Consider the following 17,134-nt stretch of genomic DNA (forward strand, 5'->3'; position numbering starts at 1 on the left):
ATAGCTCGGGTTGGTCAGCTTCTGCGCGCGGCGAGCATGCGTCATCACCACGCGAAAAGCCAGGTTACCAGGTCGGCCGGGACGAGCCAAAACGGCACCCGACCGACCCTGCCGCCGATTGCGCCCCGACACGTCCCGCCCCGACACGTCCCGGCCCCGAACGTGTGCGAGCCGCCGAGCGTCAGGTCCAGCCCTGCCGGGTCGCGAGCCAGGCGAGCGCCTGCTCGCCGCTCCACCGGTGGTGCCGGCGGATCTGTGGTGAGGCGGTGGGCGGGGCCGCGGCGGCGGTGGTGAGAAAGTACCCGGCCAGCGCGGCCAGCGTCACGTCCAGCGCGTCCGGGGGAGCGCCGGCGGCGGCCGGATGCCCGGCGAAGAGACCATCGGCGTCCAGCCCGCTGGCGTACCCGGTGATCAACAGGGTCACCAGGTCGAACCAGGCCGGCCCGTGGCAGAGCCAGGTCCAGTCACAGAGCCAGGCCCGGCCGTGACCGTCGATCAGCACGTTGTCCAGGCGGAGGTCGCCGTGGATGAGCCCGGTGCCGGCCGCGGCATAGCCGGGGAGGCGGGACTCCAGCGCGACCAGTTCGGGCAGCCGGCCCCGTACCGGCGCGGGCAACGGCGGCGCCGGTTCACGCCCGGTGGCGACCTCTTCCCACCAGAGGATGTCGTCCCGGGCCAGGTCGGCGAGGTGGGGCAACCCCAGGCCGACCAACTCGGCCGGCGGGTGGACCAGCGCGGACGCCACCTCGGCGTACCCGGCCAGTGTGGCCGCGAGCGCGGCCGGCGCCCAGGGCAGGTCGGGCGTACGGCCGTGCACGGCGTCGAGGCCGATCGCGTACCAGTCGGCTGCGGTGAGGGTCCAGCGCAGCCGCGGGACCGGCAGTCCGGTCGGGAGCCGAGCGAGGACGGCTGCCTCCCGGACGTACCAGTCGACCAGCCGCGGTTGATCGGTCCGCGCCGCCGCCTTGACGAACACCGACGAGCCGTCGCCGGTGCTCAGCAGGGCGGCGAAGCCTCGGGTGAAGCCCGCCCCCGCGATCCGGGCGGCGGTGACCGGTGCGCCCAGCCGTGCGGCGATTGCCGACCGCAGGCCGGGTGGCAGATCGGTCCAGCTCGGCCGCACGGCCGTGGCGTCGTACGGCGGTGGCGTGACCGGCATTCCCCCATGCTGTCGTACCCCGGCGGCGCCGTGCAGCCTCAGCACGTCGGTGATTCGCCCGCGCCGGTGCGCCCGAAGCCGGCCCCGAGCGCCCGCCCCCCGCGAGATCCTTCCGCTGTCGCGTCCGGTCGTCTGAGAGACTGCCAGCTCATGAGGACCGACGAGTTCTGGCAGTTGATCGACCGGGCCCGGGCCGGCGGCGGGGGAGAGGCCCCGGCGGTGGCCGCGCGGGCGACGGCGCTGCTGGCCGAGCGTGACCCGGCGGACATCGTCGGCTACGCGCGCCACCAGCGGCGGGTGCTCGTCGCGTCCCGGACGGTGGATCTCTGGGGAGCCGCGTACCTGATCAATGGGGGTGCCTCCGACGACGGCTTCGAGTACTTCCGCGGCTGGCTGATGACCCAGGGGCGGGAGGTCTTCGCCCGAGCGGTCGCGGACCCGGACTCGCTCGCCGAACTGCCGCAGATCCGGTCCGCCGCGCTCAGCGGCGAGGAGTTCGAGTCGGAGGACATGCTCGCGGTGCCCTGGGAGGCGTACCGGAAGGCGACCGCTACCGATCTGCCGGCCGAGCCCGACCCGGCGCCCGCGCCGGATCTCGACTTCTGGGACTTCGACGACGAGGAGTCGGCGCGGCAGCGGTTGCCGCGCCTCGCCGCGCTCTTCGTCGAGCCGCCCGAGGAGTGATCCGACCGCGCCCGAGACGGCGTGGGAGCATATAGGGGGGCCGGCTCCGTGCCGGCCTGATCACGTCAGCCGACCAGAACGGACAGCTGTGCCTCCGACGCTCGATTCCGGCGCGAACGCTCCTGGTGCCACCGACCCGGCGCGCATCAGGAACTTCTGCATCATCGCCCACATCGACCATGGCAAGTCGACCCTGGCCGACCGGATGTTGCAGCTCACCGGCGTGGTCGACCCGCGGCAGATGCGCGCTCAGTATCTCGACCGGATGGACATCGAGCGCGAGCGTGGCATCACGATCAAGAGCCAGGCCGTCCGGATGCCCTGGACGATCCGCGAGGGCGACCGGGCCGGCGAGCAGGCCGTGCTCAACATGATCGACACTCCGGGGCACGTCGACTTCACCTATGAGGTGTCCCGGTCGCTGGCCGCCTGCGAGGGTGCCATCCTGCTGGTCGACGCGGCGCAGGGCATCGAGGCGCAGACCCTGGCGAACCTCTACCTCGCGCTCGAGAACGACCTGCACATCATCCCGGTGCTCAACAAGATCGACCTGCCGGCGGCCCAGCCCGAGAAGTACGCCGAGGAGCTGGCCCACCTGATCGGCGGCGACCCGGCCGACTGCATCAAGGTCTCCGGCAAGACCGGCGAGGGCGTGCCGCACCTGCTCGACGAGATCGTCCGGCAGTTCCAGCCGCCGGTCGGCGACGCCGACGCGTCCGCCCGGGCGATGATCTTCGACTCGGTGTACGACGTCTACCGGGGCGTGGTCACCTACGTCCGGGTGGTCGACGGTCGGATCAGTGCCCGCGACCGGATCAAGATGATGTCCACCGGCGCCACCCACGAGTTGCTGGAGATCGGCGTCATCTCGCCGGAGATGGTGAAGGCCGAGGGCCTCGGCGTCGGCGAGGTGGGCTACCTGATCACCGGCGTGAAGGACGTGCGCCAGTCCCGGGTCGGTGACACGGTCACCATCAACGCCAATCCGGCGACGGATGCGCTCGGTGGCTACAAGGACCCGAAGCCGATGGTCTACTCGGGCCTCTACCCGATCGACGGCTCCGACTACCCCAACCTGCGCGACGCGCTCGACAAGCTCAAGCTCAACGACGCCGCGTTGACGTACGAGCCGGAGACCTCGGGTGCGCTCGGGTTCGGGTTCCGCTGTGGTTTCCTCGGCCTGCTGCACCTGGAGATCATTCGGGAGCGGCTGGAGCGGGAGTTCAATCTCGACCTCATCTCCACCGCGCCGAACGTGATCTATCGCGCGCTCCAGGAGGACGGCGTGGAGATCGTGGTGACCAACCCGAGCGAGTACCCGACCGGCAAGATCGCCGAGGTGTACGAGCCGACGGTGCGGGCCACCGTGCTGACGCCGAACGACTACGTCGGTGCGGTGATGGAGCTCTGCCAGGGCCGGCGGGGCACTCTGCTGGGCATGGACTATCTCTCCGCCGACCGGGTGGAGCTGCGCTACACGCTGCCACTGGCCGAGATCATCTTCGACTTCTTCGACCAGTTGAAGAGCCGGACCAAGGGCTACGCGTCGCTCGACTACGAGCCTTCGGGTGAGCAGGCGTCGGACCTGGTGAAGGTCGACATCCTTCTGCACGGCGAGCCGGTGGACGCGTTCAGCGCCATCGTGCACAAGGACAAGGCGTACAACTACGGCGTATCGATCGCCGCGAAGCTGCGTAACCTGATCCCCCGGCAGCAGTTCGAGGTGCCGATCCAGGCAGCGATCGGCAGCCGCGTCATCGCCCGCGAGACCATCCGGGCGATTCGCAAGGACGTGCTCGCCAAGTGCTACGGCGGTGACATCAGCCGTAAGCGCAAGCTGCTGGAGAAGCAGAAGGAAGGCAAGAAGCGGATGAAGATGGTGGGCCGGGTGGAGGTCCCGCAGGAGGCCTTCATCGCGGCGCTCTCCTCCGACGCCGCCGAGGGGAAGCCCACCGGAAAGAAATAGCGCACACCAACCGGCTGGTACGACGGCCGGCACCTCTACGGCACGTCGCGCCGTGGGTGCCGGCCGTCGGCGTTCCAGCGCGCCGGGGCAGGAAATTTTCCTCGGCCCACGGCCGGTCGCGGAGTTCGTCCTACCGGCTCCGACCTGGGTGGACGATGGCCCGGCCGCACCTTTCGCATTCATTCATGCAGACGTTTTGTGCCCGGTCCGGTTTGGCCTTTCGATGGCTCGGGAACTTAGCGGCCACCACAGGAAGCACACATCGTGTGACTCATTCTTGAAGGAGGGCGGCCATGGAGCTGACCGTTTGGGGCATCATCACTGCGCTCATCGTTGGTCTGATCGTCGGGGCGCTGGGCCGTCTGATCGTCCCGGGCCGGCAGGACATGCCGATGTGGCTGCACATGCTGATCGGTGTGGGTGCCGCGTTGCTCGGCACGGTGCTGGCGCGGGCGCTGGGGATCGCGACGGAGACCTCGGGGGTGGACTGGGGCGAGCTGCTGGTGCAGGTCGTGCTGGCGGCGATCGCGGTGGCTCTGGTGGCCGGCGTGGGCCGGCGCCGCAGCGTCACCCGGTGACGACCGCGCCGGCGTACGACCGGCGATGGTACTGCGACGGGCGTCCGACCGAACGGGTCGGGCGCCCGTTCGTCTGCGTACGGCCGGATTCGCCTGGAGCGACCCCTGCCCTACGCCCCTCGACCTGCGATACGGTCGCGTCGCCTTCTCTCGACCGCCCACTGTCGTAAAGGATTTTTACCTACTAAGGTGCGGCGGTAAAGGTTAGTGCCAAGCGGCGCGAGGGGAGATGTGGCGTGAACAGGTGGAAGCGGCTGGCCCCGGTCACCGCCTTGGTGGCTTCGGCCGCGATGGTGCTGACCGGCTGTGGCGGCTCTGGCGACGACGAGGCGGCCGACACCAGCAAGTTGACCGTCTGGATGATGGGCGAGGGTGGCGAGGCCCAGACCAAGTTCCTCGACGGCGTCGAGGCCGAGTTCCGGCAGAAGCATCCGGACACCGACGTCGTGGTGCAGTACATCCCGTGGCTGGAGGCGCCGAAGAAGTTCCAGGCCGCCCTGGCCGGCGGTGAGGGGCCGGACGTCACCGAACTGGGTAACACGGAGACTCAGGGCTGGGCGGCGCAGGAGGCCCTGGCCGACCTGAGTGGCCGGATGAGCGGCTGGGCCGAGGGCAAGGACATCCTGCCGGACCTCGTGAAGAACGCGCAGCTCGACGGCAAGCAGTACGGCGTGCCCTGGTACGCCGGCGTGCGGGCCATCTACTACCGCACCGACTGGTTCGCCGAGGCCGGCGTGAAGCCGCCGACCACCTGGGACGAGTTGGTGACCGTGGCCAAGGCGGTGCAGGCCAAGAAGCCGAACACCTACGGCATCGCGCTGCCTGGCAACTCCGAGCTGCCGTTCTACTCCTTCCTCTGGGCGGCGGGCGGCGAGATCGCCACCGACCAGGGGGGCACCTGGAAGTCCGGCTACACCACGCCCGAGGCGCAGAAGGCGGTCAAGTTCTGGACCGATCTGGTGACCGTGCACAAGGTCGCGCCGCCGGCCGCCGCCGGCTGGAACGAGATCGACGCCCGGACCCAGTTCGCCACCGGTAAGGCCGCCATGGCGTTCGCCGGCAGCTGGCAGCAGGGCGCCATTAAGAAGGACAACCCGGACATCGAAAAGGTGTGGGGCACCTTCCCGATCCCTGGCCCCGACGGCAAGGCCGCGCCCGGTTTCGCGGGCGGCTCGGACATCGCGATCTGGAAGGACAGCGAGCGCCAGGACCTCGCCTGGGACTACATGACCGTGCTGCTGAACAAGAAGAACGGTCAGGCGTTCGCCGACAGCCTGGGCTTCTTCCCGGTCTACCAGGACCTCGTAGCCGGCGGCACGTACGCCAGTGACAAGATCATGGCGGCGTTCGCGACCACGATGCAGAACACCAAGGTCACGCCGCTCACCCCGAAGTGGGTGGAGGTCAGTCGTACCAAGACGGTGACGCAGGCGATGAACAGCTCGGTCATGAAGGGTCAGAAGACGGTCGAGAAGGCTACCGCCGACGCGGCCGCGGAGATGGAAAGCATCCTCAACGCCAAGTGACCACGCTGACCGACGCGCCGGAGACGTCCGCCGCGCGGGAGAACCCCGCGCGGCGGAGTCGCCCGGTCGACCGCCTGCCGTATCTGCTGCTCCTGCCCTGCCTGGTCATCATCGGCGTACTGCTGCTCTGGCCGCTCGGCCAGGTGGTGACCATGTCGTTCTACCGGCTGAATAACGTCCGGCAGCTGCGTGGGGACCGGGAGTGGCCATGGATCGGACTCGAGAACTACACCCAGATCCTTGGTGACCCGTTCTTCCTCACCGTGCTGCGCAACACCGTGCTCTTCGCGGTGGCGAACGTGGCGCTCACCATGATCCTGGGCACCCTGGTCGGCCTGCTGCTCAACCGCCTCGGCCGGAAGATGGCCACCTTCGTGGCCAGTTGCGTGATGCTCGCCTGGGCGACCCCGGCGCTGACCGGCACCATCGTCTGGAAGTGGATCTTCGACGACACCAGTGGCCTGGTCACCTGGCTGTTCAACGCGTTGCCGGACGGGCTGTCGCAGGCGCTCTTCGGGCGCAGCGACTGGACGGGCTACGGCTGGTTCAACTCGCCACTGCTCTTCTTCTCGATCCTGACCCTGGTGGTGGTCTGGCACTCGTTCCCGTTCATCGCGGTGAGCGTCCTGGCCGGGCTCAAGAGCGTGCCGAGTGAGCTACACGAGGCGGCCCGGGTCGACGGCGCGAGCGCCTGGCGGGTCTTCTGGCGGATCACGTTCCCGCTGCTGCGCCCGGTCTTCGGGATCCTGATCGTGCTCTCCACGATCTGGGACTTCAAGGTCTTCACCCAGCAGTTCGTGCTGGCCGGCGGCACCCAGGACCGGCCGACGTTCATGCTCTCCATCTACTCGTACGCGGAGGCGTTCTCGCCCCCGCCGAAGTACGGCCTCGGCGCGGCCATCGCGGTGATCCTCACCGCGATCCTGCTCGTGGTGACCGGCTTCTACGTACGGATGGTGCTCAGGCAGGAGGACGAGTCGTGAAGAAGGTCGCGCTCAACGGCGCCGGGCTGCTGGTGGCGCTCTTCGCGGCCTTCCCGGTCTACTGGATGATCGCCACGTCGCTGAAGCCCAGCCGGGAGATCTTCTCCGCCACCCCACGGCCGGTGCCGACGCACCCGACGCTGGAGCACTACCGGGAGATCCTGACCGGGAACCTGATCCCCGGGGTGACCTTCGCGGACTTCTTCCTCAACAGCGCCGTGGTCGCGGTCTCCACGGTGGCGCTCAGCGGCCTGGTCGCGCTGCTGGCGGCGACCGCCGTGGCCCGGTTCCGGTTCCGGCTGCGGACCAGCTTCCTGATCATGCTGCTCGTGGTGCAGATGATCCCGTTGGAGGCCCTGGTCATCCCGCTCTTCCTGATGATCCAGCGGCTCGGGCTCTACAACACGCTGCCCAGCTTGATCCTCACCTATCTGGGCTTCTCGCTGCCCTTCGCCGTCTGGATGCTGCGCGGCTTCGTCGCCGCGGTGCCGAAGGAACTGGAGGAGGCAGCGGCGATCGACGGAGCGAGCCGGGCCCAGACGTTTCGCCGGATCCTGTTCCCGCTGGTCGCTCCCGGACTGGTGGCGACCAGCATCTTCTCCTTCATCACCGCCTGGAACGAGCTGATCTTCGCGCTCACCTTCATCAACGACCAGGGCCGGTACACCCTGCCGGTGGCCATGACGTTCTTCTTCGGGCGCGACGACACCGCCTGGGGGCCGGTGATGGCGGCGTCCACACTGTTCACCCTGCCGGTGATCATCTTCTTCCTGCTGGTGCAGCGGCGGATGGTCTCGGGGCTGGTCGCCGGCGCGGTCAAGGGCTGACGGCCGGCCGAGAATCTTGGGCTGTCGCATCCCGTCGTCCCCGCTAGGCTGACTGCCATGACGGGCAGGGTGGTGGCGGTGAACCTGGGTGCGGTCACCGAGGCCGAGTGGGCGGGCGACCCGAGCGGCCGCAGCGGCATCGACAAGCGGCCGGTGGACGGCCCGGTGCTGTTCCGCGCCGACGGAGTGGCCGGCGACTTCATCGGCGAGCGGGCCCACCACGGTGGCCCCGACCAGGCGGTCTACGCGTACGCGGAGGAAGACGCCGGCTGGTGGGCGACCGAGCTGGGGCGTGACATCCGGCCCGGCGGCTTCGGCGAGAACCTCACCACGTACGCGGTGGACGTGACCGGAGCGGTGATCGGCGAGCAGTGGCAGATCGGATCCGCTCTGCTGCAGGTGACCAAGCCGCGCACGCCGTGTGCCACCTTCGCCGGCTTCTGGGGCGTACCGGATCTGATCAAGCGGTTCACGGTCCGCGCGCTCCCCGGGGCCTACCTGCGGGTGCTGCGTGCGGGGGAGGTCGGCCCCGGCGACCCGGTGCAGGTGGTGGATCGGCCCACCCACGGGGTGACCATCGGTGAGGTCTTCCGGGCCACCAACCTGGAGCCGGAGCTGCTGCCCCGGCTGCTGGACGCGCCGGACCTGCCGGAGTCGATCCGGGAGAAGGTGCGTCGCCGGCTCGCCGCACGATGAACGTCCGGCGCTACGGCATGTGACGAAGGGCCCCCGACCGCGCGCGAGGCGACGGCGGAGGGCCCTTCGCTACGAGGTCAGCGCAGCCAGGGGATGTTCCGGTCGAGGAGACCGCGCTCCTTCAGCTCCTTGCGCAGCGGGATCTCGTCGTCGACGTATCCGTCCCAGTTGATGCCCCAGTAGTTCGCGGTGTGGCCACCCTCGCCGCAGAGCTGGCGCTGCACCGGGGTGCGGTTGGCCCACCACTCGCCGTCCTGGTCGATGTGCAGTTCGTCCAGCGGGCGGATCCACCGGTAGGTGTAGCCCACGAAGAGCATCTTGCGGGTGATGTTCGACAGGTTCGTCGACCGGGAGTGCCACTGGCGGCGGTCGAAGATGAACGCGTCGCCCGGGTTGGCGGTGATCTCCACCGTGCCCTCCGGGTCGGGGTTGTGCACCGTCACGTCGTCCGGGCGGGGCAGCGAGTTCCACAGGTGGCTGCCCGGGATGACCTTCGTGGCGCCGCGCCCGGTCTCCGAGAGGTCGGAGAGCACGTAGGCGACCTTCAGCGAGAACATCGGCCGGGGCAGGTTCGGGTCCATGGTCTCCGGGTCGGAGTTCTGCCGGTACCCGTCCTGGTGCCAGCCCCAGTACGGCTTCTCCGGCTCCAACGCCGGTGGGGTCACGTCCAGGTGGTTGTGGTGCGTGTAGATGTTCCACCCGGCCAGGCCCCACATGTACGGGAAGGCGATCGGGTGGGTGAGCAGGTCGCCGAAGAGCTCGTCGCGCTCGAGGAAGCCGAGAAGGTGCAGGGTGCCGTCCTTCTTGGTGTTGCCCTTGGCCTTCTCCTCGGCGTAGACGCGGTCGACCGCCTCTTCGAGCGCCGCCCGGTGGTCCTCCGTCAGGACATTGCGCAGCAGGAGAAAGCCCTGCTCGTGGAACTCCTTGCGATCTACGTCACTGATCGGTTCGTAACCGGTCCGGCCGCCGTAGTCGAACGCCACGTCGTACCCCTCCCCATGAGGCGAAAAGATTTCCTGGCACAGGGCGCCGATCGTAACGCGGTCGACCGTGAACCGGGAGGGCAGAAGGCCGGGAATGGCCGGGGATGGACCAGGGGCAGCGAGCTGGATACCAAGCGTCACGACCGCGATGTCAAAAGTGATGGTTCGAGCGGTTAGCCGGTTCTTGCGGTGACCGACGGTAGAGGAATTGGGTCGATCAGCTGTCGGCGAAGACCTCGGCCACCACCCGGGCGCCGGCCGGTGGGCCTCCGGGCACCTCAACCCACTTGCCGTCGCGGGCCGTCCACTCCAGGTCCCCGAAACGGACCCGCTTCACCCCGTGGTCCTGGGCGTGCGAGACGAGCCAGTGCGCGTACCGCCAGCCGTCGCGTTGGTCGGTCGTCGCCAGGCTGAGCCCGGTCAACTCCGCCGGCGCGGCGCTGCCGATCACGCCCCAGTCCAGCTCCAGGTTGCGGGTCAGCGCGGCCGCCGCGGCGGCGCCACGCATCACCGGCGTCCGCCCGACCGAGCAGGCCACGGCCCGCGTCGCATCGCCGAGCAGGGCCCGGGTCAACACGGCCGACTCGTCGGCCCACTTCTGGTACGCCTCAGGGAAGGCGGAGCGTTGCACGCGCTGAGCGGCGTCGGTGACCCGCATCCGCTCCCAGCCGCGGACCTTCTTCAGCGCCGCATAGAACCGTTTGGCCGCGTACCGCGGGTCACTGAGCTGTGCGGGGTCGCCCCAACCCTGGCTGGGGCGCTGCTGGAACAGGCCGATCGAGTCCCGGTCGCCATTCGGGAGGTTGCGCAGGCCGGACTCCTGGTAAGCGGTCGCCAGCGCCACCACCACGCCCCGCTCCGGCATGCCCTGTTGCGCGCCGATCGCCGCGATGGTCGCCGCGTTGGCCATCTGGTCGGCGTCGAGCACCACCCGGCCATCGGCCTGCACGGTGCAGGATCGGCTGGCCAGGGGAAGGCGCAACTCGCTCCCGAGCTGTCGGACGAGCACCACGACAACCACCACGGCGAGCACGACGAGGACCACGCCACCCGCCACCACGGTCCGAGTTCGCACCCACACCCCCTGTTCGGCAGTTCGACAAGCGTACGTCCGCCGTGGGTCCGGCCGGGTCGTCTGACCGGTTCGGCCCGGCCCGGCCCGGCCCGGCCGAACCGGATTCCCGCCCCGGCTGCGGTCTCACCTGCCCGCATCGCCCTCTCGCCCGGCGTCGTTACGTCGAGGGCAGGCGATGCCGAGCCGGAGGACGGCGCCCGTTGCGAGATCCACCGCGCTCTGGCAGAGCACGGTACGTGGCCCTGGGCTTGTCTGTCATGAGCGTCACTGCGGAGAAGCGACGCGGAATTGTTTGACCGGTCAAGCTCTTTCCGCTGTTGACATGTCAATAACCGGAGCGGCCCGCTCAGGAGGCGAGCCCCCGGAGGCGGCCCGAGCGGCTCGTACCCGAGTCGTCCGGACAGCTCACGACCAAGGAGGAGTTCCATGGGAACGCTGGATGGGAAGGTAGTGCTCATCACCGGTACCGGTGGAGGTCTGGGGCGCGTGGCCGCGCTGGCCTTCGCGCGGGAGGGCGCCCGGGTCGTCGGAGCCGACGTCAAGGTCGACGCCAACGACGAGACCGTCGAACTCGTCCGGCGGGCCGGCGGAGAGATGACGGGCGTCGCACCCGTCGACCTCACCGACCCGGAACAGGTGCGCCGGCTCGTCGAGGACGCCGTGGCCGCCTATGGCGGACTCGACGTGGTCTACAACAACGCGGCCTCGCTCCGCTTCGGGCCGATGCCCGAGTTCTCGGTGGAGGACTGGCGGGCGACGATCGCCGGCGAGCTCGACATTCCCTTCTACGTGTCGAAGTTCGCCTGGCCGCACCTGGTCCGGCGCGGCGGCGGCGTGATCATCAACGCCGCGTCCATGGCCGGCATGATCGGTGGTCAGGTGCCGCCCATGGTCGGGCACGCGGCGGCGAACGCCGGCATCATCGGCATGACGCGGCAGCTCGCCCTGGAAGGCGCGCCGAGCGGGATCCGCGTGGTGGCGATCAGCCCGGGGCCGATCCTGACCCCGGCGAGCGAGCGCGACCTCGGCGATGACCGGGCCGCGCGGGACGCGATCACGGCGAAGACCCTGCTCAAGCGGTTCGCGCGGCCCGAGGAGGTCGCCGAGCTGGTGGTTTTCCTCGCGTCCGACCGCGCGAGCTACATCACCGGCGCGAACTACCCGGTCGACGGCGGCGCGACCGCGTGGTGAGCCGGGCGACGGCCGGGACACCGCCCCGCCAGGCGGTGTCCCGGCCGCCGTCGCCATCGCCCGCCGATCGGGGCGAGAATCGACGCGGCCTGTTCGGCGTCGCCGCCACCGTCGCCGCAGACCCACCGGGTGCCAGGGGTCAACTCGCCGCCGGCACCCACCGTGCCGGCCGCTTCTCCCGGAAGGCCGCCACGCCCTCCCGCCCCTCGTCGGAGAGGAAATAGCCGGTCGACAGCGCGGCCAGGTCGGCGATTTCGGCCCGCAGGTCGGCGGCCGCGGGGCGGCGCAGCAGCTGCTTCGCCCCGGCCAGGGCTCCCGGCGCGCCGCGCACCAGCGAGGCGCAGTACCGCTGTACCGCGGCGTCCAGCCCGTCGGCCGGCACCGCGGCGGTCACCAGCCCGATCTCGGCGGCCCGCCGACCGTCGAAGGTGTCCCCGGTCAGGTAGAGCTCGGCTGCCGCCCGCGGGTGCAGCCGAGGCAGCACGGTCGCCGAGATCACCGCGGGGATCACCCCGAGCCGCACCTCGGTGAACGCGAAGGTGGCCTCCTCGGCGCAGACCGCCAGGTCGGCGGCCGCGATCAGCCCGAGGCCACCGGCGCGGGCCGGCCCCGCCACGCGGGCGAGCACCGGCTTCGGGCACTCCCAGACCGCCGCCAGCACGTCGCCGAGCATCCCGGCCGGCACCGTCCCGCTGGCGTACGCGGCGGCGGTCTCCTTGAGGTCGGCGCCCGAGCAGAAGACCGGCCCGGTGTGGTCGAGCACGATGACCCGGACCGCGTCGTCGGCGACCGCGTCGCCCAGCCCGGCGCGCAGCTGCGTCATCAGCGGGGTGGAGAGCGCGTTGCGGTTGTGCGGGCTGTCCAGGGTGAGGGTGGTCACCCCACGGGCCGTGGCGACCCGCACGAGCGCGTCGGGAGAGGTCATGCCGGGCACACTAGTGGCCATGCCCGGCGTCCTTCCAGATGGCGAACCCGTACCGGCCGACGGTTCGTTGCCCGCCAGCGCGACCCGCGAGGTCGGCGCACGCGGATTCGGCGTGTACGTCCACGTCCCGTTCTGCGCGAGCCGCTGCGGCTACTGCGACTTCAACACGTACACCGCCGCCGAACTCGGTGGCGGCGCCACCCGCGAGGGGTACGCCGACACCGTCCTGGCCGAGCTCCGGCTCGCCGCCCGGGTGCTCGGCGACAGTCCGCCCCGGCGGGTCGACACCGTCTTCGTGGGCGGGGGCACGCCCACCCTGCTGCCCGCCGACGACCTGGCCCGGATCCTGGACGCCGTCGACCGCACCTGGGGGCTCGCCGCCGACGCCGAGGTGACCACCGAGGCCAACCCCGAGTCGGTCACGCCCGAGTCGCTCAAGGCGCTGCGAGCGGCCGGCTACACCCGGATCTCGCTGGGCATGCAGTCCGCCTCGCCCGGGGTGCTGGCGATCCTCGACCGCAAGCACAGCGCGGGCCGGGCCACCGCGGCCGCCGCCGAGGCGCGGGACGCCGGGTTCGATCACGTGAACCTCGACCTGATCTACGGCACGCCGGGGGAGCGGGCCGAGGACTTCGCCCGCTCGCTGGACGAGGTGGTCGCCGCCGGTGCCGACCACGTCAGCGCGTACGCCCTGATCGTGGAGGACGGGACCCGGCTCGCCGCCCGGATGCGCCGCGGCGAGCTGCCGTACCCCGACGACGACGTGGCCGCCGACCGCTACCTGGCCGCCGAGGAGGCGCTCGGCGCGGCCGGGTTCTCCTGGTACGAGGTCTCCAACTGGGCCCGTACGCCCGCCGCCCGCTGCCGCCACAACCTGCTCTACTGGTCCGGCGGGGACTGGTGGGGGCTCGGGCCGGGCGCGCACAGTCACGTGGGCGGGGTGCGCTGGTGGAACGTCAAGCACCCGTCGGCGTACGCCCAGCGCCTGGCGGAGGGTCGGTCGCCCGGCCTGGCCCGGGAGCTGCTCACCGTCGACGAGGCGCACATGGAGGACGTGATGCTACGGCTGCGCCTCGCCACCGGGCTCCCGCTCGACGTGCTGGACGACACGGGGCGCGCCGGCGCCGAGCGGGCGCACGCCGCCGGCCTGCTGGCCCCGGACGAGTACGCGGCCGGCCGCGCGGTGCTCACCCTGCGCGGTCGGCTACTCGCCGACGCCGTCGTACGGGACCTGCTGGCCTAGCCGGGCCGCACCCGTACCACCGCCGGGCCGCACTGCGGCCGGGTCGGACGTGGAGCCGGCGGTGCCCGAACCGGAACGGGCCGTGGCGCGTTCGCCGGTGCGCCGTCGGTGCCCCGGGCCGACCGGGGGAGCGGCCGGCCAGGGGTCACTTGATGAAGGTCGCGGACATCGGATAGCGGTAGGTGTTGCCCTCGTTGGCCTTCATGCCGGCGATCACGCCGAACGCGATCTGGATCACCACGACGGCCACGCTGGGCAGGAAGAGCAGGCACCAGCTGATGAACAGCAGCACGAAGGCGATGCCGGACCAGAGGAGCTGGAAGTTGAGCGCCGCGAGCGCGTGCGCCCGCACGGCCGGGGACTGCTGCCCGCGCACCAGGTAGGCGATCAGCGGGGCGACGAAGCCGAGCGGCCCGAAGCTGATCAGCGCGCCGGCCGCCCCGCCGAAGTGGGCGACCAGCGCCCATGTCTTGTCCTCGTTGCTGGCATAGCCCGTCGGCGGGCCGTAGCTGCCTCCGGTCGGATAGCCGGCCCCCGGCGGTGGGTAGCCGCCTGGCGGGACGCCGCCGGGCGGAGGCGGGTAGCCGCCCGACGGGGGTTGACCACCACCGGGCGGGGGATAGCCACCGGGCGGGGGATAGCCACCCGGTCCGGGTGCCCCGGACAGTGGTGCGGTGGGCTCGTTCTCGGCGGACGGGCCGGGAGTTACCGGCGGCGGGGTCGGGTCCGGGCGGTCGCCCGGGTCGCCCGCGCCGGGAGGGCGAGGTGGTTCAGTCATGAACGTCACGGTAGGGGTCGCCGACAAGGACGCGCCAGAGCGGCGCGGACGGGCGCACCCGGTCGATCTGTCGAGCGCCACCGGGCGGCTGGACGGCCCTGACGCGGACGGGACCCGCACCCGTGGTCCGTCCTTGATCATCGCGTTGGCGGGCCTGCCGACGTAGACTGGCACTCGCTACAGTCGAGTGCCAGGAACGCCGCGCGTGACGCAGAACGCCGGCGGCCGATGCGCGTAGGAGGTGGGGAGGATGGGTCTCGACGACCGCAAGCTCGCCGTGCTCCGCGCGATTGTCGAGGACTACGTCGCCACGCAGGAGCCGGTCGGTAGCCGCGCGCTGGTCGAGCGACACCAGCTCGGAGTCTCCCCGGCGACGGTTCGCAACGACATGGCGGTGCTCGAGGAGGAGGGGTACATCCGGCAGCCACACACCAGCGCCGGCCGGGTGCCCACCGACCGAGGCTACCGGCTCTTCGTGGACCGGCTGTCCCGGGTCAAGCCGCTCAGCCCGGCCGAGCGCCGGGCCATCGAGCGTTTCCTGCTCGGCGCCGTCGATCTGGACGACGTGGTGCACCGCACAGTCCGGCTGCTGGCCCAGCTGACCCGGCAGGTCGCAGTCGTGCAGTACCCGAGCCTCGCCCGCTCCTCCGTCCGGCACCTGGAGCTGGTGCCGATCTCCACCACCCGGCTGATGCTGGTCATGATCGCGGACACCGGGCGGGTCGAGCAGCGGCTCGTGGAGATGCCGGGGCCGATCCCGGCCGACGACGTCACCGACCTGCGCCGGCTGGTCAACGAGAAGCTGGTCGACACCCGGCTGTCGGAGACACCCCCGCTGGTGCAGGCGCTGGTCGACGAGGTCAGCCCCGACCTGCGCCCGGCCATGGCCACCCTCTCCAGCGTGCTGCTGGAGACGCTGGTCGAGCGGCACGAGGAGCGCATCGCGCTGGCCGGCACGGCCAACCTGACCCGCGGCGGGCTGCTCGACTTCCAGGGATCGCTACGCCCGATCCTCGAGGCTCTCGAGGAGGAGGTCGTCCTGCTGAAGCTGATCGGCGAGGTCGAGGAGAGCTCGATGCGGGTTCGCATCGGGGACGAGAACGAGATCGACAATCTCCGCGCCGCCTCGGTGGTGAGCACCGGCTACGGCCCGGGTTCGACGATCGTGGGTGGCCTCGGCGTGCTCGGGCCGACCCGGATGGACTACCCAGGCACCATCGCCACGGTTCGGGCCGTGGCACGCTACGTGGGCGATCTGCTGGCCCAGAACTAGGCAGTACCGTCCGACCGGATCCGGTCGGCGGCCGGCGCAACGCAAACGAACATGAGGACACGGAACGCAGTGGCCAGGGACTACTACGGCATTCTCGGCGTGAGCCGGGACGCCTCCGACGACGAGATCAAGCGCGCCTACCGCAAGCTCGCGCGCCAGTTCCACCCGGATGTCAATCCGGATCCGGAGGCACAGGAGAAGTTCAAGGACATCAACGCCGCGTACGAGGTCCTCTCGGACGACCGGAAACGGCAGATCGTCGATCTCGGCGGCGACCCCCTCGCGCCTGGGGGCGGTGGCGCCGGTGGCCCGGGTGGTGCCGGTGGGGCCGGCCCGTTCGTCGGCTTCCAGGACATCATGGACGCCTTCTTCGGCGGTGCCGCCGGCGGCTCGCGGGGGCCTCGGCCACGTACCCGGCCGGGCGCCGACGCGATCCTGCGTCTGGAGTTGGACCTGCACGAGACCGCGTTCGGCGTCGAGGCGCCGATCACCGTCGACACCGCCGTCCTCTGCACCACCTGCTCGGGCGCCGGCACCGCGGCGGGCACCCACCTCGCCACCTGCGAGGCGTGCGGGGGCCGCGGCGAGGTGCAGTCCGTGCAGCGCACCTTCCTCGGCCAGGTGGTCTCCGCCCGGCCGTGCACCGTCTGCCAGGGCTACGGCACGACCATCCCGCACCCCTGCCCGACCTGCGCCGGTGACGGCCGGGTGCGTACCCGCCGTTCGCTCACCGTCAAGATCCCGGCCGGCGTCGAGGACGGCATGCGGATCCGCCTGGCCCAGCAGGGCGAGGTCGGCCCTGGCGGCGGCACCGCCGGTGACCTCTACGTGGAGATCCACGAGCGTCCCCACGACGTCTACTCCCGCAAGGGCGACGACCTGCACTGCCGGGTCACCGTGCCGATGACCGCGGCGGCGCTCGGCACCCGGCTGACCATCAAGACGCTGGACAGCGAGGAAACCGTCGACGTCAAGGCCGGTACCCAGCCGGGCAGCACGCTGCGGCTACGCGCCCGCGGCGTGCCGCACCTGCGCGGCACCGGCCGAGGCGATCTCTACGTGCACCTCGACGTGCGTACGCCCAGCAAGCTCGACGCCGAACAGGAGCGGATGCTGCGGGAGTTCGCCAAGACCCGGGGCGAGGAGGTCGCCGAGCTGACCAAGCAGGGCGGCTTCTTCTCCCGGATGCGCGACGCCTTCAACGGTCACGCCTGACGCGTCGGCCCGCCCGCCCGGCCCGGTCCGAC

17 protein-coding genes are annotated in these 17,134 nt (G+C 70.9%); 12 read left to right on the plus strand and 5 right to left on the minus strand.

The window, feature by feature from the left end; translation table 11 throughout:
- Positions 1-181 precede the first annotated feature (181 nt).
- Positions 182-1,159 carry a phosphotransferase family protein gene (locus BXA10_RS25035; protein WP_076473292.1) on the minus strand — a complete coding sequence of 326 codons (978 nt, stop codon included), beginning with the start codon at positions 1,157-1,159 and terminating at the stop codon, positions 182-184.
- Between the two features lie 150 nt (positions 1,160-1,309).
- Here BXA10_RS25035 and BXA10_RS25040 point away from each other — a divergent pair, with 150 nt between their 5' ends.
- The 7 genes from BXA10_RS25040 (at position 1,310) to BXA10_RS25070 (ending at position 8,419) form a co-directional block, all read left to right on the plus strand.
- Positions 1,310-1,843, plus strand: a complete 534-nt coding sequence (locus BXA10_RS25040; RefSeq protein ID WP_076473293.1) for a DUF4240 domain-containing protein — start codon at positions 1,310-1,312, stop codon at positions 1,841-1,843.
- A gap of 88 nt (positions 1,844-1,931) precedes the next feature.
- Positions 1,932-3,809, plus strand: a complete 1,878-nt coding sequence (gene lepA, locus BXA10_RS25045; protein WP_076473294.1) for a translation elongation factor 4 — start codon at positions 1,932-1,934, stop codon at positions 3,807-3,809.
- A 293-nt stretch (positions 3,810-4,102) separates the two neighbouring features.
- Complete coding sequence (locus tag BXA10_RS25050) at positions 4,103-4,387, plus strand: GlsB/YeaQ/YmgE family stress response membrane protein (protein WP_076473295.1); 285 nt, start codon at positions 4,103-4,105, stop codon at positions 4,385-4,387.
- A 236-nt stretch (positions 4,388-4,623) separates the two neighbouring features.
- Positions 4,624-5,913, plus strand: a complete 1,290-nt coding sequence (locus tag BXA10_RS25055; protein ID WP_076473296.1) for a sugar ABC transporter substrate-binding protein — start codon at positions 4,624-4,626, stop codon at positions 5,911-5,913.
- Positions 5,910-6,896: a carbohydrate ABC transporter permease gene (locus BXA10_RS25060; RefSeq protein ID WP_076473297.1), complete on the plus strand. Its 987-nt coding sequence runs from the start codon at positions 5,910-5,912 to the stop codon at positions 6,894-6,896. Before BXA10_RS25055 ends, BXA10_RS25060 begins: the two co-directional genes overlap by 4 nt.
- Positions 6,893-7,723, plus strand: coding sequence for a carbohydrate ABC transporter permease (locus tag BXA10_RS25065; protein WP_076473298.1), 831 nt, complete (start codon positions 6,893-6,895; stop codon positions 7,721-7,723). Before BXA10_RS25060 ends, BXA10_RS25065 begins: the two co-directional genes overlap by 4 nt.
- A gap of 57 nt (positions 7,724-7,780) precedes the next feature.
- Positions 7,781-8,419, plus strand: a complete 639-nt coding sequence (locus BXA10_RS25070) for an MOSC domain-containing protein (RefSeq protein WP_076473299.1) — start codon at positions 7,781-7,783, stop codon at positions 8,417-8,419.
- Between the two features lie 77 nt (positions 8,420-8,496).
- Here BXA10_RS25070 and BXA10_RS25075 read toward each other — a convergent pair whose 3' ends face one another.
- Entirely contained in the window at positions 8,497-9,402 is a 906-nt protein-coding gene (locus tag BXA10_RS25075; RefSeq protein ID WP_076473300.1) for a phytanoyl-CoA dioxygenase family protein, read from the minus strand.
- Positions 9,403-9,619: 217 nt separating this feature from the next.
- Entirely contained in the window at positions 9,620-10,483 is an 864-nt protein-coding gene (locus tag BXA10_RS25080) for a hypothetical protein (RefSeq protein WP_076473301.1), read from the minus strand.
- A gap of 420 nt (positions 10,484-10,903) precedes the next feature.
- Between BXA10_RS25080 and BXA10_RS25085 the strand changes: the two genes are divergently transcribed.
- Positions 10,904-11,668, plus strand: coding sequence for an SDR family NAD(P)-dependent oxidoreductase (locus tag BXA10_RS25085; protein WP_076473302.1), 765 nt, complete (start codon positions 10,904-10,906; stop codon positions 11,666-11,668).
- A gap of 139 nt (positions 11,669-11,807) precedes the next feature.
- On the opposite strand, the gene BXA10_RS25090 is transcribed toward BXA10_RS25085, so the two are convergent.
- Entirely contained in the window at positions 11,808-12,593 is a 786-nt protein-coding gene (locus tag BXA10_RS25090; protein ID WP_076473303.1) for an enoyl-CoA hydratase family protein, read from the minus strand.
- Between the two features lie 19 nt (positions 12,594-12,612).
- On the opposite strand from BXA10_RS25090, the gene hemW reads away from it, so the two are divergent.
- Positions 12,613-13,836 carry a radical SAM family heme chaperone HemW gene (gene hemW / locus BXA10_RS25095; RefSeq protein WP_175649305.1) on the plus strand — a complete coding sequence of 408 codons (1,224 nt, stop codon included), beginning with the start codon at positions 12,613-12,615 and terminating at the stop codon, positions 13,834-13,836.
- Between the two features lie 145 nt (positions 13,837-13,981).
- Here the strand turns inward: hemW and BXA10_RS25100 are convergent, their stop codons facing one another.
- Positions 13,982-14,614, minus strand: coding sequence for a DUF4870 domain-containing protein (locus tag BXA10_RS25100; RefSeq protein WP_076473304.1), 633 nt, complete (start codon positions 14,612-14,614; stop codon positions 13,982-13,984).
- Here BXA10_RS25100 and BXA10_RS31670 point away from each other — a divergent pair.
- The 3 genes from BXA10_RS31670 to dnaJ all read left to right on the plus strand — a co-directional run bounded on the left by BXA10_RS31670 (position 14,613) and on the right by dnaJ (position 17,102).
- The gene (locus BXA10_RS31670) at positions 14,613-14,780 is read left to right on the plus strand and encodes a hypothetical protein (RefSeq protein ID WP_175649301.1); all 168 of its coding nucleotides are present in this window, start codon (positions 14,613-14,615) and stop codon (positions 14,778-14,780) included. The genes BXA10_RS25100 and BXA10_RS31670 overlap by 2 nt on opposite strands.
- Before the next feature lie 84 nt (positions 14,781-14,864).
- Positions 14,865-15,887, plus strand: coding sequence for a heat-inducible transcriptional repressor HrcA (gene hrcA, locus BXA10_RS25105; protein ID WP_076473305.1), 1,023 nt, complete (start codon positions 14,865-14,867; stop codon positions 15,885-15,887).
- A 69-nt stretch (positions 15,888-15,956) separates the two neighbouring features.
- Positions 15,957-17,102, plus strand: a complete 1,146-nt coding sequence (dnaJ, locus tag BXA10_RS25110; protein WP_175649306.1) for a molecular chaperone DnaJ — start codon at positions 15,957-15,959, stop codon at positions 17,100-17,102.
- The last annotated feature ends 32 nt before the right edge of the window (positions 17,103-17,134 follow it).

It is taken from the genome of Micromonospora avicenniae, assembly GCF_900156065.1.
In the GTDB taxonomy this organism is placed as follows: Bacteria; Actinomycetota; Actinomycetes; order Mycobacteriales; family Micromonosporaceae; genus Micromonospora; species Micromonospora avicenniae.